A 15,352-nucleotide genomic window follows, 5' to 3' on the forward strand; every position below is an offset into this window, starting at 1 on the left:
GGTGGCGGCAGGTGAGACGCGCGATGACCTTCGCGAAGGTCGGAGGAGTGGGTCCACCGGCCCTCAGAGCCCAGCTGAGACCACCGACACGACATTCGTTCGCATCGCACGGATCGGCGGGTATCGCGCCGTGCGACGCCCGCCTGGACCCGCGAGAAGCGGCGCTCTCCTCTTTCCCCCCTCAGTCGTCGCGAGGTGGTGCGCTCGCGGGACGAGGAGTGTGGAGAAGGCCGTTGATCAGGACATCGAGTCCCCACCGGAACCGCTCCGACCCGGTACCGGCAAGCATCTGGTTCCCCAGCCTCAGGGTGCGGGGGTGAGTCGACTCCGATGCCACCGCGAGAGCGGCGGCCATCATGACCAGTCGTTCCGCGTCGCCGTCGCCATCGGCGTTCGCGGCGTGCTCGACGGCGCTGGCGGTGACCGACGCGAAGAGCATGTCGATACCCCATGCCGCGGTCTCATCGGGTATTCCGCCCTCAGCGAGCAGATCGAGAACGGACTCGACCAAGGTGAAGTAGTGCACGCCCAATGGCTGAGCGGCCAGCGCCATCCGGGCGATCTCGGGGTATAGCGACAACAACTCTCCGTAGGAGCCGAGCAGCTCGTGGAGCCGTTCCCGCCACGGGCCCCTACCGGAGGGCCGGGGCATTCGTCCGATGAGAGCGTCAAGGATCTGCGCGTGCAGATCCTCCGTGTCGCGGACGTAGACATAGAGCGACGCGGGACCGGTGTCGAGCGCGCTCGCGATGCGGCGCATCGTGACCTTGCCCAACCCCTCCTTCTGGAGAATCGCCAGGGCGTGGTCGACGATGCCCTCTCGGCTCAGCGCCGGCTTGGCGGGGCGGTCTCGGCGACTCTGCGGTGTCCTCGTTCGTGGGTCGGCAACCATGACGTAAGCCTATCAAATTGTCTCGAATCTGTTCGTAACGAACATGTTCGTGTAGGGTGATGACGAAGCCACCGACGGAATCAAGCGAAAGGAGACGTCGGCCATGTCGAAGCCGAACATCGCGATCGTGGGAGCGGGCCTTGCAGGCCTCGTGTGCGCACGCATCCTTCAACGCAACGGCATCCCTGTCACGGTCTACGAGTCCGACGCCTCCGAGGAAGCGCGTCAGCAAGGAGGCTCGCTGGACATCCACACCGCAACGGGCCAGGTCGCGCTGCGCGAGGCCGGCCTGTACGAGGAGTTCCGCGCTCAGACACACCCGCACGGCGAATCCGTCCGGGTACTCGACAAGCACGCCCGGGTCCTTATCGATGAGCCCGAGCGCGCTGGCGGCGCGGGACGCCCCGAGATCGATCGCACGAGGCTGCGGCGACTTCTCGTGCAGTCACTCGCGCCGGGCACGATCCGATGGGGGCACAAAGTCATCGCCGTGCGATCCGCCCCGAACGGCGCCGAGCTCGAGGTCGCCGACGGCACAGTGCAGCACGCAGATCTCGTCGTCGGGGCCGACGGTGCGTGGTCGAGGGTACGGACGCTCCTCACCGAGACGCGACCCCGGTACACCGGCATCACCCTGGTCGAGTTCCGTCTGAGCGATGCGACGAGCATGCACCCCGAGGCTCTCTCCGTCACCGGCCCGGGGAACGTCTTCGCACTCTCGGACGACAAGTACATCGGAGGACACGGTGGCGACCAGATCGCTCTCGGCGCCGGATTCCGGGTGCCCGAACAGTGGGCCGCCGAGTCGGGCATCGACTGGGACGACCCCGATGCGGCCCGCGCAGCGCTACTGGCGCAGTTCCCGGATTGGTCGCCGACCCTCACGAATCTGATCCGCGACTGCGACGACACGATCTGGCCGCGCCCGATCTACGCCCTCCCGACCGGCACACGCTGGGGTCGCGTGTCGGGCGTGACCTTGGTCGGTGATGCGGCGCATCTGATGTCGCCGTTCGCAGGTGAGGGCGCGAACCTCGCCCTCATCGACGGGGCCGACCTGGCACGCGCGATCGTGACCGGGCCCGATATCGAGACCGCGCTCGCCTCCTACGAGCAGACGATGTTCCCCCGCGCCACGAAGATGGCCGCCGCATCCCAGAAAAGCCTCGACAAGATGTTCGTCGACGGCCCTCCGACGAAGATCGTCGCCTTCTTCCGCACCGCGAACGCTCTCGCCCGATTGGCCACCCCGTTCCGGCGGCTCCTCGGCCGCGAGGAGGCCACCTCATGACCGGCGCGCGAGAATGGGACCCTGCTCAGCTGCCCGACCAGCACGGTCGCACGTTCGTGGTGACCGGAGGCAACGCGGGGATCGGGTACTTCGCGGCCGAACAGCTCGCGCGTGCAGGAGGCCAGGTGGTCATCGCCGCCCGCAATCCCGACCGTGTCCGCGCGGCGCAGGACGCGATCCGCGACCATGCCCCCGACGTCCTGACCCGATTCGTGCGCTTCGACCTCACTTCCCTCGCATCCGTGCGGGACGCCGCCGCCGAGCTGGCCGGGCTGCCGCACCTCGATGCGGTGATCCTCAACGCCGGGGTCATGACCGCACCGAAGGAGGGCGAGACGACGAAGGACGGGTTCTGGCCGTTGATCGGCGGCTACCTGGCCAACTTCGCCTTCATCGCTCACCTTCTGAATCGCGCCGGGCCGGACCGGATCATCCAGACAACAAGCAACTATGCGCGTTCGAACATCGATGTGCGCGACCTCACCGCGCCCCCGGGTCCCACGATGCGTGAGTACGGGAGGTCGAAGACCGCCACGGAGATCTTCGGGTTCGAACTCGACCGCCGCCTGCGAGCCGCCGGCCGCGCCGTCGACGCGATCATGAGCCGTCCTGGGATGGCCGTCGACGCCCGCACACCGCGGCGTCCGGGGATCGCCCGCAAGACCCGCTGGGACGAGCCGCTATGGGGATTCGTCGGGCAGAGCAAAGAGCACGCCGCCTGGTCAGCCGTACGTGCCGCCACCGATCCCGATGCCCACGGCGGGGACTTCTTCGGCCCGGCCCACGGCACGTTCGGTCCACCCGTGCGCATCGCACCCGAGCCGCGGCTCGCGAAACCTCTCGACGACCTGGCCGGTCGGCTCTGGGAACAGTCGGAACAGCTGACCGGCGTCACCATGAACGTATAGGCGTCCGCGCTCCGCCAGCCGGGCCCCTTCGTCGTGCGGCGTAGACGACCGGCCTCCCGATTTCGTCATCGGCGACAGCGATGACGACGGCGGTCCCTCCGCGTGAGGCTTCCATCCTTGTCCCCCCTCACGTCAGACGGCGGCCGAGGTATCGGACGTCGTGATAGGCGTCGGCCTCGATCTCGACCGAACGGTCCAGCACCGCGATGGCGCCCGCTCGGCTATCCCAGGCCTGCCAGGCAGGCTGTTCGCCGAGGATGATGTGCACTGCGGCGCCGTGCAACGCCTCCGCGATCTCCTTCGGCGGATCGGCCCCCAGCCAGGACGCAGCAGAAGGCTCATCGAGGATGTCGAAGAAGAAGGGCAGATCGAGACAGTGCAGCGCCTGCCCGAATGTCGGCGACGGCCATTTGAGCCGCGCCAACCACGTTCGCCCCTCCCCACGCGCCGCTGCGACCTCGAGGGCAAGGACTCGGAAGGTCAGATCGGCGACCAGCCGTCCGAGCAAGCGACGCGGACGAAGCCCCGGATGCGCTCTCCGAAACTCGCGGGATGCCGCCCGGGAGAGCCCCGTGCGCCGGAGCACGAAACCTCGTGGCAGCAGGTCGGCGGCCGCGGGAAGCCACCGCGACGCCTCCTGCGCGTTCTCGTCATCCGTCGTGACGAGCAGAAGCGGCTTGTCCGCGCCCACGCCCGCCGACAACGCCTCCGGCGTGGACATCGGGAGGAGTTCGCCATCGACGATGGGCGCGATGGGCAGCACTCCTCTGAACAGGTCACGCGCCGCCGCGAACCGGTCGCGGCCTCGTCGCGCCGCGACGATCTCCATCTGCGCCTTCAGCAGATCATGCTCCGGAACCCGCGAGAGTCCGGCGCGATTCGGCTCCACACCCGTCTCGTGCGCCAGATCGGCCGTGAACCGCAGCGACTTCGCTCGCGAGCCGTCGCCGAGCGCCCCGGAGAGCGCGATCGCAGCACGGAACAGGTGCTGGGCTGCGGGCGTGCCCAGCAACGTGAGGACGGCACCGCCCCCGGCCGACTGCCCAGCGACGGTGACCCGGTCCGGGTCTCCGCCGAAGGCGCCGATGTTGTCTCTGACCCACTCGAGGGCGGCGATCCAGTCACGGACCCCGCGGTTGTCCGGCGCACCGTCGATCGCGCCGAAGCCGTCGATGCCGAGCCGGTAATCCACGGTGACCACGATGATGCCTTTGCGGGTGAAACTTCCTCCTTCGTACCAGAGGTTCTTGGGCGAGCCGACGATGAATCCGCCCCCGTGGATCCACACCAGCACGGGTCTCCCCGCGTTCTCAGAGGACGCAAAATCCGGCGCGAAGACGTTGAGGTTGAGCGTCGCCTCCCCCGGGACGACGGTCTCGGGCATGGAGTGATCGGGCACCGCGATGCGGTCCGTCGTCGGCCCGTACTCGGTCGCGTCCCGCGTCCCCGTCCATGACGTCACAGGGGCCGGCGCATCGAAGCGACGCAGGCCAGTGGGCGGGGCGGCGAACGGCACACCCAGGAAGACGGCCGTGCTCTCCCGCCACGAGCCACGCAGCCGCCCCGAACTCACCTGCGCGATGGGCGGCCCCGACGCCTCGGGGGCGCTCACCGCACGCCCCGGACAGGGATGATGACCAACGCCGCCACGAGCGAGATCACGATCCCCGCCATGAAGAGGCTCGTGTAGCCTCCCGTCGCCACGACCAACGCACCTCCGATCGCCGGCGCGATCGCCTGCGGGATCGTGTTCGCGAGGTTGAGCACGCCGATGTCCTTCGCTGCGGATTGGTTCGGATTGGGGAGCACGAGCGACATGAGAACCCCGTCAGCCGACTGATACAGCCCGAACCCGAGCCCGAAGCATGCGGCGAGCCCGATCATCCCGGGGAAGCTCGGCCAGATCAACGGAATCGCCAGCCCGATCGCCATGAGCACGGATGCAGCATAGATGAAGGGCTTCCGCCGATTGAGCCTGTCGCTCCCGAGCCCCCCGACGAGGATTCCGAGGATGGCGGCGATGACAGTGGAGGCGGAGATCGCGCCGACCCCTCCGTTGGCTTCCGCAACCGAGAGATGCGCGTAGTCCGTGAGCATGTAGAAGGAGAACGTCACGACGGAGTAATAGCTGACGGTGAACAACAGGCGCGCGGCGAACGCCCATGCGAAGTCCGGGTGCTTCCGGGGGTTCACCCAGAAAGCTGCCACGAGCGAGCGCCACCTGAACGGCTCGGCGGGACCGACCGTGGTGCGGTCGGGATTGAAGACGACGAACAGGACGATCCCGATCACGACGACCAGGCCGAACAGCGCGTAGCCGAGGGGAAGCCTGCTGGCGAGTGCGCCTCCTGCCACGGTCGCGAGTGCTGCACCGACCATGAACCCCAGTCCCGCCAGCGCCGAGGCGCCCCCGCGCCTCTCGACCGGCAAACGGTCGGGCATGAGCGCGGACGAAGGGGCCAGCATGACGTTGAAGGAGATCTGGACGAGCACCCAGCAGACCGCGATCGCGGGGATGGAGGCGAGAAACCCCATGGTCGTCAGTGCGATGCCGGTGGAGGCCGCGCCGGCGAGCATCCAGGGAGCCCGCCGTCCGAGCCGGCTCCTGGTCCGGTCGCTCAACGTACCCACAAGGGGCTGGACGAGGATGGCCACCGCGAACGACACACTCGTGACGATCGCGAGATTGGTGACCTTCTGCCCGGCATCGATGCGGAGGAGTTGGTTCGGCAGCAGCACGCCCTGCGTTCCTTGGATCGCTCCCTGCACGATCAGCGCGACGACGCCGAGCCAGGGAACCAGGCGACGAGGCGGGATCCTCCGGGCGGGCGCGTCTCCGACCGCGGCTGGAGCAGGACCGGATGCAGGCTTGGCCACGGGCGCGCCGGGATCGAGCATGTCACTTCCTCGGGACGGGACGGACGGAATCAGGCTCACGCTAAGTGAACTGCGATTCGGCTGTCAAGTTAATTTCTATTCGCATTCCTCGGACGTGGCGCAGGGCCGTTCGCTCCGCACGGCTCGGATAGGGTTGTCTCATGGTCTTTTCTGCGACCGGAGTCGAGCCTCCCCCCAGGGGAACGCGGCCGCGCAACCGTCGCGCGATGCTTATCGCCACAGCAGGCCGGCTGTTCGGCGACCAGGGATTCACCGCGGTCGGCATGGAGCAGGTGGCCGCCACCATCAATGTGCGACCAGCGGCTCTCTACCGGCACATGGCCAGCAAGAACGCGCTCCTGCTCGCAGCGACAGAGGCGAGCCTCGCACCCCTTCTCGAGGCGGTCGCGGACCCCGACCGCCTGCTCGACGAGATCCTTCCACAGATGGCGCGCGCCACCGCAGCCGATCGCGGCGGCGCGCGCCTGTGGATACGCGAGTTCCGACATCTCGAGGCGGAGGGTCGTCAGCTGATCGAAGAAGAGATCGGCTCACTCGTGAGCCGGCTCAGCCACGACCTCGTCCACGAAAGGGGCGACCCACCACCGATCGCGCTCCGTCGAGCACGCGCGGTTCTCATGACATTCGCAAGCGCGGCCTTCCACGGGCTCGAGCCGAGCCAACGACGCCTCGAGTCGTTCCTGACGAGAGCAGCACGACGCTTGGCCGATGTGTCACTTCCGGCGCTTCAGCCGATGAAGACGACACCACCCCAACCGGAACGTACACGAAGACGCGACCAGTTGCTGGCAGGCGCAATCGAGCTCTTCGCCGCCCGCGGCTATGCAACGGTCTCCGTGGAGGAGATCGCAAGTGCCGCGGGAATCGCCTCCGGCACGTTCTACAGCCACTTCTCCGGCAAGCGTCAGCTGCTGGCCGCGGCGATCAGCGAGGCGGAGTCCCTCCTGAGGGATGAGATCGACAGAGCCCTCCCTCCAGACGGAGACCCCGCATTGAGCCTGCGGCGCTTGCTGGAGCAGTACATCCGGATGGTCACCACCAGACCGGACATCACGACCATCCTCGTCAACGACTCCGTGGAGCTGGATCAGGCGGAACGCCTCCAAGCGGGCCGGGTGATCGATGACCTCGTCAATCGATGGGCATCCCTTGTCCGGTCCGTCGTCGGATGCTCCTCGACCGAGGCACGCATGCGAGGCCATGCAACGCTGTGGGTCGTCCACGGCTTGACTCTGTGGCCGCCAATCGGAGAAGCCGCGGACGAAGCGTTCGTGCTCGCCGCGGCCAGCAGCGTGCTCTTCGGCTGACCACGGATAGTCGGCCCGGCTCCATCCCGGCGGCGTCGCGGGAGCGCTCGGCCCCGTCGACGACCAGGGCGACCGGCCCTGTCCGGGCGTGGTCCGCGGCGATCACCGATGATCGCCGCTAGCTCCGGAGACACTGTGCGAAGTCCTCACACAAGTGAACGCGACTTCGGGTGTCAAGTGAATCTTGATTCGTGACTGTGCTAGCCTCGGGCTCTCGCTGATCAGAGGAGATCGCATGACCGATCTGACACCCCACACCTTCCCCGCCGGATTCGCCTGGGGCGTCTCCCTCGGCGCCCACCAGACCGAGGGCGGCAACGTCGCGAGCGATGCCTGGTTCCGCGAGAATCAGCCCGATTCTTCTCTGGAGCGCTGCGGCGACGCCGTAGACGGCTACCATCGCTGGCCCGAGGATCTCGCCCTCGCCGTCGACGCCGGCTTCACCGACTACCGATTCGGCATCGAGTGGTCGCGCATCGAGCCGGCGGACGGGTTCATCTCGCGCGCCGCCGTCGACCATTATCGGCGCATCGTCGAAGCCGCCGTCGCTCGAGGACTCCAGCCCACGGTCACGCTGTACCACTTCACCCTGCCGCTCTGGTTCACCGCCAGCGGGGGTTGGGGTCGGCCCGACGCCATCGACCGGTTCCTTCGCTACATCGACGCCCTCGCCCCCGTGCTCGAGGCGGGCGCCGCCCGGGTCATGACGATCAACGAGCCGAACATCGTCGCCGTCACCCCGCTCCTCCGGAACGGCGCCGCCGACCTGCAGGACGGCATCCCGGCGCCCGACCCGGGTCTCAGCGCGTTCCTCGTCGACCTCCACCACGCCGCCGCCTCCCGGCTTCGCGCGCACCATCCGCATCTCGCCGTCGGGTGGGGCGTCTCGGTGCAGGACTACCGGGCCATCCCGGGTGCGGAGGACGATCTGGAGCGCTACGCCGAGCCCCGCGACCAGGTATTCCTGCGCGCGAGCGCCGGCGACGACTACGTGGGCGTCCAGACCTACACCGGTACGCGCGTCGGCCCGGGGGCCGTGGCGGTACCCGACCGGACGGCTCCGCGCACCCTCACCGGGTGGGAGTATCTTCCCGACGCCCTCGGCGGCGCGGTCGCCCGAGCGGCGCGCGTGGTCCCGAGCACCCCGATCATCGTCACGGAGAACGGCATCGCGACGGCCGACGACGCCCAGCGGATCGAGTACACCACTGGCGCGCTGCTGTCCCTGCGCGCCGCGATGGTCGACGGCGCCGACGTGCGCGGCTATTTCCACTGGAGCCTGCTCGACAACTGGGAGTGGGGTCACTGGGCTCCCACCTTCGGCCTGGTCGCCGTGGACCGCGAGACGTTCGCCCGCACGCCACGCCCGTCCCTCGCGTGGCTGGGCGCCCTCGCGCCCCGGCCCGCCGCGTGACCCGGCCGGACGTCGCGCGACGCTTTCTCGTCGGGAGCACGTTGGCGGTTGTCCAGTGAACCAAGAGTCACTTGACATCCGAATTCATTTTTACTTAGATAGCTGCGATCACGGGCAGGTTACCGAGGAAGTGATGCTGCTCGAACCCGACATGCCCCGTGATTCTGTGCGATCTGCGTCATGAATCGACGACGAAGCGCCCTCTCGATGTAGTGCGCCTCGTCAGAGCGTGCAGGTTGATCCAATTCGACGGTGACGAGAGTTTCGAGGTCCTGATGCCTTTACCCCTTTCCGGTTCGTCCCGGCTACGCCGAGGAGCGCTCGCGAGCCTCGCTCTGCTCGGCGTGACTGCCGCACTGCTCTCCGTCCCGACGAGTGCGAATGCCGCGGGCGGGTCGGCATTGACCACAGAGACCTTCGCGAACCAGGATGTGCCGGACGCACGCTGGGTGGGTCTGGGGGATGCGTGCCTGACGGCAGCACCGGCGGGTGCTCGGGCTCGCGCCGGCGCTTCGAATCTCGGCGGGTGCTCGAAGACGCAGGACTCGGTGACGAATCTCGGATCGGGATCGGATGGATATCTGCAGCTGACGGACAACTCAGGCGCAAGCACAGCCGCAGCGGTGCTGAACAGGGCGTTCCCGTCGTCGGCGGGCCTGCAGATGACCTTCGATGAGTATCAGTACGCGACGTCCGATACCGGGCTCGGACCGGCGGACGGCATCGGGTTCTTCCTGACGGACGGGGCCTACACCCTCACTCGGCCAGGGCCGCAAGGAGCGGGGTACGGTGGCGCGCTCGGCTATGCGTCGATCGAAGACCAGGCAGGCATCCCGCACGGCTATCTCGGACTCGGTCTCGACGTCTACGGCAACTACGAGGATCAACCCTACGTAGGGACATCGTGCGCTGAGCCGCACCCGCAAGCGCCGAACAGCATCACGCTCCGCGGGCCCGGTGACGGCACCGACGGGTACTGCATCGCCGGGACCACGGGGTATGCGGGCTTGCGCAACGCTCCCGCGACCGCTCCCGGCGGCGCACAGGGCGCCCCGCAGCGTGTGATGGTGACGATCTCCCCGACCACCGCCGCTGACCCGTTCCCGACGGTGACGGTGACGGTCAACGGCGCTCAGGTGCTGCAGGAGAAGATGACGACCCCCGTCCCGGCCACTTTGAAGCTCGGCTTCGCGGCTTCGACGGGTGGAGGCCATGAAGTGCACATGATCCGGAACGTGAGTGTGTCCACGGTCGACGGTCTCGGCGGGATCACCCTCGCCAAGACGGTCGACCACACCGTCGGCACCGGCACTGACAAGACGATCTTCACTCAGGGAGACACCGTCCCCTACACCTTCCTCGTCACCAACACCGGCGGAGAGGCCCTGTCCGACATCCACCTCACCGACCCGAAGATCGCCGACATCACCTGCCCAGCAACCACGCTGCAACCCGCGGATTCCTTCACCTGTACCGGCCTTTACGGTCCGCTCACCGCCGCGGAGGCTGCCGCGGGCAGGTTCGACAACACCGCCACGGTCACCGGCATCGACACCGACGGCGGAACACAGACCAGCACCTCGTCGGCGACGATCCCGACCTTCGAGTCCGCTCCCCTCTCCATCACCAAGCACGTCACCGGCACGGGTGCCTCCGCGGTTCCGTCCGGCACCTCGTACACCGTCCAGTACTCCTACCCGTCAGGGAGCTATGAACCGGTCAGCACGGCACCGGACGGGTCCACGAACACCTATCCGGCAGGATCGGGAACGCTGACTGTCACCAACGATGGAACGACATCAACCAGCTCACGGATCCCCACCGGTGCTGTCGTCACCCTCACGGAAGACGCCGCGTCACCGGTCGACGGCACGCAGTGGGGAACGCCGACGTTCAGCGAGAACCCGGTGACGATCGGTTCGGACTCCGCGACCGCCGTGACACTCGACAACCCGATCGCGGCCGACCGGGGATCGGTGGCATGGTCGAAGGTGGCCAGCGTCGGAGGCGAGCTGCTCTCCGGTTCGCAGTGGCTGCTCACCGGTCCGGACGGGTACGCGAAGACCGTGACCGACAACGGCGCCAACGACGCGGACGGCACCGCCGGCAGGCTCGCCGTGAACGATCTGGCGTGGGGCGGATACACACTGACGGAGACGAAGGCACCTGCCGGGTATGTTCTCGACAAGAGTGCCCACACCTTCACCATCAGCGCCAGCGACCTGGCCGCCGCACTCGGCGCCATCGCCAACACCCCGGCACCCATCCCGCCCACACCGAAGCCCTCCGCTGCTGGATACCCGGTTCCAGGCGCTGCAGTGAACACGGGCGGCACCATGGGAAGCGGGAACCTGCTTCCGCTGTGGGTGGGGCTGCTCCTTCTCGGCCTGACTGTGCTTGGAGCCGTCACCGTCATCGCCGTCCGGCATCGGGTGCTGGGCGACCGCCGATGATGGAGAAGTCCCGGCTCGGTCGTGGTGATGTGCTGCTTCTTCGCAGCACGAGCCGGGACCGCACGGTGGTCGCGAACCCGTCACGGCGCGCAACAGCATGCCGTGGCGGCGGAACCGTGTTCGCTTGACACGATGAGCACGGTCAGAGACGTCGGGCAGGCGGGGATAATCGGGACCCCGCCTGGCCGACCCCTCCCTCGATCGCATCGGACGAAGAGACGACACCAGTGAAACACCGCACCCAGAAGCTCTCCCTGCTCCTCGTTGCGGTGATCGTAGCGTGCGGGCTCATCGTCACTGGAGCCGTTGGCCTGTGGGAGACGCTGAACCACCCGGAGGCCAGAACCGCCCTGGATATGCGCGGTGATTCCGTCGAGCTCGACCCTGGCGAGGTCCCCGTTCCAGCAGCATCATCCCGCGCCGTCCCCGATACAGGAGATCGGCTCATCGTCTCCTCCGTCGGTCTCGACGTCCCGATCGGCGCGCTTGACGCGGTGGGCGGTCAGATCACCCCGCCCGGCTTCACCTCGGCGTACGTCGTCCGCAACATGGGTGTGGATCTCGCGGACGGTGAGGAGGGCACCGTGTTCCTGGTGATGCACTCCCTGCGGAACGGGGCCGTCGGCCCCGGCAACTACCTCGCCGATGTGACGACCCGACGATCGAAGCTCGCAATCGGAGCCAGTGTCGAGGCAGCGGGACATCGTTACACCGTCACGGGGTCGCAACTCGTGCCAAAGGCGAGCATCGCGGAGAACGCGACGGTCTGGGCCAACACCCCCCGCCGGCTGTTGCTGATCACCTGCCTCGAGCGCGCAGACGGCACACCCTCCACCCAGAATCTCATCATCACCGCAACCGGCTAGCCGCACAGAGCGACCCGTTCGAACGGCGGTCACGGTTGACACGGGGCGCGACGAGCCGCGAGTAGCCTGGCGGCATGAGTGCGAGCGGTGTGGAGCGCCGTGCCGACGAGGCGCGGGCGGAGGTGCGGCGGCGGTTCGACGACCGGGCGCCGACCTACGACGAGAGCGCGATGCATCGCGGGCTGGCGGAGGCCGTCGCGGACTTCATCGTGGCGGAGGGCGGCGCGGCCGGGGTCGGCGACATCCTCGACGTGGCGACGGGCACGGGGCTCGTGCTGCGGGCGCTGCGTGATCGGGGCGCGCGCGGGCGCATGGTCGGGGTCGATCTCGCGCCGCGGATGCTGGAGGTCGCCCGCCGCCACCTGCCCGATTCCGAGCTGATCGAGACGGATGCGGCCTCCCTCCCGCTGCCCGACGCGACGGTCGACCTGGTCACGTGCGTGACGGGCCTGCAGCTCTTCACGGACGCGCCGGCGGCGATCCGGGAGTGGGCGCGCGTGTTGCGACCGGGAGGGCGCGTGGTGACGGCGACGTTCGTCGCGTTCGACTCGACACGGCACCGGGCTGCGCCGCCGGCCGCGATGCTGCACCACGAGCCTTTCCGCAGCGTGGACGCGCTGAACGAGACATTCGCACCGGCCGGTCTTCGGGTGCGTCGCACAGCTCGCTGGACCGACGGCGCCGACGACCTCCTCATCGCGGAGCTGGTGGCGGGCCCCGGCGCGGTGGACGCGTGAGCGGCATCCACCCGACGGCATGGGTCGCCTCCTCCGCCGTCCTCACGGGCGACGTCACACTCGGGCCGGGCGCGCGGGTGCTCTCAGGTGCGGTCGTCGACGGCAGTCGGGGCGCCGTCGTCATCGGCGAGGACTCCCTGATCATGGAGCACGCGGTGCTGCGGGGACGGAGTGCGCATCCCCTGATCGTGGGCGACGCCGTGCTGGTCGGCCCGCACACCAATGTCACGGGCGCGACGATCGAGGACGAGGTGTTCATCGCCACCGGCGCGTGCGTCTTCGCCGGAGCGGTGGTCGGCGCGCGATCGGAGCTGCGCATCCACGCCGTGCTGCAAGTCGGCTCGGTGCTGTCGCCCGACACGGTCGTTCCCATCGGGTGGATCGCCGCCGGGGACCCCGCTCAGCTCTTCTCGCCCGATCGCCACGACGAGCTCTGGGCGGTGCAGAGCACGCTGGACTTCCCCGGCCTCATGTACGGCGTCCCGCGCGGCACGTCGATGCGCGAGATCATGCGGCGCCAGAGCGAAGCGTACGGATCGCCCGACGCCGGATGACCAGCGGCACGACGATCCACAGCACGACGACGACGGCGAAGACGACAGCGGCGGCGACGAACCCGGCCCCGGTGCCGAGCAGGAAGTCGACGATGAACATCACGATGCCGGTGAAGAGCAGCGATGCAGCGGCCAGGCAGACGATCAGCAGCCTGCTGCCGTACGAGACGAGCTGCTCCTTCATCCGGCGGTGGAAGAGAATGCGGTGCAGCGCCACCGGGGCGAGCGCCAGCAGCGTGATGAGGACCGCCAGCAGCACGAGGACGATGTAGACGCCGACATCGAACGGCGGGAGCTCGCCGAAACGCTGCTGGAAGGGCAGCGTCAGCAGGAAGGCGGCGACGATCTGAGTGCCGGTCTGGAAGACGCGGAACTCTTGGAGCAGTTCGTTCCAGTTGCGGTCGGCGCGCTGGCTCGCCGTCTCGGGGCGACCGTCGCCGGGCACCGCGTCGCGCTCGTCGGCAGCGGGGGCGGCGTCGCGCGGTTCATCCATGACACGAGCATGGGAGGGTTGCGCCGTCCGGTCAAGGGGACGGCGCCCGCGGCCTCAGACCGTCGGCTCCGGCTCGGGCTCCGGCTCGGGAGCCCTGTGCAGGGGAGGGTCGGGACGGAAGCCGGCGGTGGCCTCGTCGTAGGTGGTGTGCTTGCGCGCGGGATGCGACTCCGCCGGCGGAGGAACGTCGGCCTTGCTCAGGGCGTGCAGCACCAGCTGCTCCACGAGCGCGGCGGCCGTGGTGTCGCGATGCCGCGCGATGCGGACGAGGGCCGCGTACTCCCGCTCTCCGAGCCGGAAGGTCAGCGGGATCCCGGAGGGCGCACGGCCGGGCCCGTGCGCGGAGGCCGGCTGGACCGCCTCCCCAGCCTGAGAATCCTTCATGTCTCAAGGATCGCACGGAACGGATGATTTGTACCCTTTTTCGATCCAGAACTGTATCCGTTCCGTGAGAGCGCGCTCATCCGCAGCGGTCGCCGCCCAACCCCGGCGTCGAGGTTCACGACGTGGCGCTCATTCCGCCGGAATGGCCGCAACGACGTGAACCTCGGCGACCGTCAGCGGTCGCGGAGGAACTCGTCGAGCGAGAGAGGTGCGCGGCCGGTGACCCGCTCGACCGCGTCGCTCGCCCCGGCGAGCTCACCCGCGGCGATGGCCGTGTACGTCGACACCCACGCGTCGTACTGCCAATCGGGGGCCTCCCACCGCTTGCGCGACTCGTAGGCCTCCGGGATGGTCTCGTCGTGGAACGAGACGGCCCGGCCGAGCCGGCGCGACAACGTCTCGGCGACCTCCGCCATCGTCAGCTCTTCCGGTCCAGTGAGGTCGTAGGTGACGTCGCGATGCCGCTCGGGATGCTGCAGGGCGATGGCCGCGACCCGGGCGACGTCCGCCCGCGCCACCATCGCCGCCCGTCCGGTGCCCGCCGGGCCGCGGATGACCCCGTCCTCCCCGACCATGTACTCGACGAAGTCGAGGTACAGGTTGTCGCGCAGGAACGTGTGGGCCATGCCGGTGGCGCGGATGCGCTCCTCCGTCGCGTAGTGGTCGCGGGCGAGGGTGAATGTCGCGTCGGGTGCGGCCCCGAAGAACGAGGTGTAGACGATGTGCCGCACGCCTGCGTCGGCCGCGGCGTCGACGAACGTGAAGTGCTCTCGCAGGCGCTCGGCGTTCTCCGCCGCGGACACCATGAAGAGCGTGTCCACGCCCGCGAGCGCGGTGCGCGCCTGTTCCGCGTCGCCGTACGCGCACGAGACGGTCACCGTCCCGGACAGAGGCGGCGCCTTCGCGGGCGTGCGGGCGAGCATCCGGAACGGAACCCCAGCGTCTGCGAGAGCGGCCGCGGTCAGCCGCCCGACCGTCCCCGTCACGCCGGTCACCGCGAGCGTCGGCATCTCCTGCTGAGTCATGCTTCCATCCAACCTCTCCGCAGGGCCGCGCGCCAGGTCGGGCCGCCGAGGCGGCGGATAATCAGCCGCCTCGGCGCATTTCGTGCGAGTTCGAGCCGTCTCGACGGCACCGTGACGGAGAAGTCAGGGG

At 68.7% G+C, this 15,352-nt stretch carries 14 protein-coding genes; 8 read left to right on the plus strand and 6 right to left on the minus strand.

Going from position 1 to position 15,352, the window contains the following annotated elements; all coding sequences use genetic code 11:
• Nucleotides 1-181: 181 nt before the first annotated feature.
• A complete protein-coding gene (locus IT072_RS19450) occupies nt 182-892 on the minus strand; it encodes a TetR/AcrR family transcriptional regulator (RefSeq protein ID WP_223358483.1) in 711 nt (236 codons plus the stop codon).
• Nucleotides 893-995: 103 nt separating this feature from the next.
• On the opposite strand from IT072_RS19450, the gene IT072_RS19455 reads away from it, so the two are divergent.
• Both IT072_RS19455 and IT072_RS19460 read left to right on the plus strand, forming a co-directional pair.
• Entirely contained in the window at nt 996-2,183 is a 1,188-nt protein-coding gene (locus tag IT072_RS19455; protein WP_223358484.1) for an FAD-dependent oxidoreductase, read from the plus strand.
• The gene (locus tag IT072_RS19460) at nt 2,180-3,091 is read left to right on the plus strand and encodes an SDR family NAD(P)-dependent oxidoreductase (protein WP_223358485.1); all 912 of its coding nucleotides are present in this window, start codon (nt 2,180-2,182) and stop codon (nt 3,089-3,091) included. Before IT072_RS19455 ends, IT072_RS19460 begins: the two co-directional genes overlap by 4 nt.
• Before the next feature lie 127 nt (nt 3,092-3,218).
• On the opposite strand, the gene IT072_RS19465 is transcribed toward IT072_RS19460, so the two are convergent.
• Nucleotides 3,219-4,703, minus strand: coding sequence for a carboxylesterase/lipase family protein (locus IT072_RS19465; protein ID WP_223358486.1), 1,485 nt, complete (start codon nt 4,701-4,703; stop codon nt 3,219-3,221).
• Nucleotides 4,700-5,989 carry an MFS transporter gene (locus tag IT072_RS19470; RefSeq protein ID WP_223358487.1) on the minus strand — a complete coding sequence of 430 codons (1,290 nt, stop codon included), beginning with the start codon at nt 5,987-5,989 and terminating at the stop codon, nt 4,700-4,702. The genes IT072_RS19465 and IT072_RS19470 overlap by 4 nt, the downstream gene beginning before the upstream one ends.
• Nucleotides 5,990-6,195: 206 nt before the next feature.
• Between IT072_RS19470 and IT072_RS19475 the strand changes: the two genes are divergently transcribed.
• The 6 genes from IT072_RS19475 to IT072_RS19500 all read left to right on the plus strand — a co-directional run bounded on the left by IT072_RS19475 (nt 6,196) and on the right by IT072_RS19500 (nt 13,320).
• On the plus strand, nt 6,196-7,296 hold the full coding sequence (locus IT072_RS19475) for a TetR/AcrR family transcriptional regulator (RefSeq protein WP_223358488.1): 1,101 nt from the start codon (nt 6,196-6,198) through the stop codon (nt 7,294-7,296).
• Nucleotides 7,297-7,531: 235 nt separating this feature from the next.
• On the plus strand, nt 7,532-8,710 hold the full coding sequence (locus IT072_RS19480) for a family 1 glycosylhydrolase (RefSeq protein ID WP_223358489.1): 1,179 nt from the start codon (nt 7,532-7,534) through the stop codon (nt 8,708-8,710).
• Between the two features lie 236 nt (nt 8,711-8,946).
• Nucleotides 8,947-11,163: a DUF7507 domain-containing protein gene (locus IT072_RS19485; protein WP_223358490.1), complete on the plus strand. Its 2,217-nt coding sequence runs from the start codon at nt 8,947-8,949 to the stop codon at nt 11,161-11,163.
• A gap of 227 nt (nt 11,164-11,390) precedes the next feature.
• Nucleotides 11,391-12,029, plus strand: coding sequence for a class F sortase (locus IT072_RS19490; protein ID WP_223358491.1), 639 nt, complete (start codon nt 11,391-11,393; stop codon nt 12,027-12,029).
• A 74-nt stretch (nt 12,030-12,103) separates the two neighbouring features.
• Nucleotides 12,104-12,766 carry a class I SAM-dependent methyltransferase gene (locus IT072_RS19495; protein WP_223358492.1) on the plus strand — a complete coding sequence of 221 codons (663 nt, stop codon included), beginning with the start codon at nt 12,104-12,106 and terminating at the stop codon, nt 12,764-12,766.
• Nucleotides 12,763-13,320, plus strand: coding sequence for a gamma carbonic anhydrase family protein (locus IT072_RS19500; protein WP_223358493.1), 558 nt, complete (start codon nt 12,763-12,765; stop codon nt 13,318-13,320). Before IT072_RS19495 ends, IT072_RS19500 begins: the two co-directional genes overlap by 4 nt.
• On the opposite strand, the gene IT072_RS19505 is transcribed toward IT072_RS19500, so the two are convergent.
• The 3 genes from IT072_RS19505 to IT072_RS19515 form a co-directional block, all read right to left on the minus strand.
• Nucleotides 13,274-13,813, minus strand: a complete 540-nt coding sequence (locus IT072_RS19505) for a DUF6328 family protein (RefSeq protein WP_223358494.1) — start codon at nt 13,811-13,813, stop codon at nt 13,274-13,276. The genes IT072_RS19500 and IT072_RS19505 overlap by 47 nt on opposite strands.
• Nucleotides 13,814-13,867: 54 nt before the next feature.
• Complete coding sequence (locus tag IT072_RS19510) at nt 13,868-14,197, minus strand: hypothetical protein (protein WP_223358495.1); 330 nt, start codon at nt 14,195-14,197, stop codon at nt 13,868-13,870.
• Nucleotides 14,198-14,370: 173 nt separating this feature from the next.
• Complete coding sequence (locus tag IT072_RS19515) at nt 14,371-15,222, minus strand: SDR family oxidoreductase (RefSeq protein ID WP_223358496.1); 852 nt, start codon at nt 15,220-15,222, stop codon at nt 14,371-14,373.
• Between the last annotated feature and the right edge of the window lie 130 nt (nt 15,223-15,352).

The organism is Leifsonia sp. ZF2019, assembly GCF_019924635.1.
GTDB lineage: Bacteria > Actinomycetota > Actinomycetes > Actinomycetales > Microbacteriaceae > Leifsonia.

What these genes read in the sequence shown, in the direction of transcription:
- IT072_RS19450 (WP_223358483.1), bottom strand. Translation starts at nt 892, where the DNA reads ATGGTTGCCGACCCACGAACGAGGACACCGCAGAGTCGCCGAGACCGC.
- IT072_RS19455 (WP_223358484.1), top strand. Translation starts at nt 996, where the DNA reads ATGTCGAAGCCGAACATCGCGATCGTGGGAGCGGGCCTTGCAGGCCTC.
- IT072_RS19460 (WP_223358485.1), top strand. Translation starts at nt 2,180, where the DNA reads ATGACCGGCGCGCGAGAATGGGACCCTGCTCAGCTGCCCGACCAGCAC.
- IT072_RS19470 (WP_223358487.1), bottom strand. Translation starts at nt 5,989, where the DNA reads ATGCTCGATCCCGGCGCGCCCGTGGCCAAGCCTGCATCCGGTCCTGCT.
- IT072_RS19475 (WP_223358488.1), top strand. Translation starts at nt 6,196, where the DNA reads ATGCTTATCGCCACAGCAGGCCGGCTGTTCGGCGACCAGGGATTCACC.
- IT072_RS19480 (WP_223358489.1), top strand. Translation starts at nt 7,532, where the DNA reads ATGACCGATCTGACACCCCACACCTTCCCCGCCGGATTCGCCTGGGGC.
- IT072_RS19495 (WP_223358492.1), top strand. Translation starts at nt 12,104, where the DNA reads ATGAGTGCGAGCGGTGTGGAGCGCCGTGCCGACGAGGCGCGGGCGGAG.
- IT072_RS19505 (WP_223358494.1), bottom strand. Translation starts at nt 13,813, where the DNA reads ATGGATGAACCGCGCGACGCCGCCCCCGCTGCCGACGAGCGCGACGCG.
- IT072_RS19510 (WP_223358495.1), bottom strand. Translation starts at nt 14,197, where the DNA reads ATGAAGGATTCTCAGGCTGGGGAGGCGGTCCAGCCGGCCTCCGCGCAC.
- IT072_RS19515 (WP_223358496.1), bottom strand. Translation starts at nt 15,222, where the DNA reads ATGACTCAGCAGGAGATGCCGACGCTCGCGGTGACCGGCGTGACGGGG.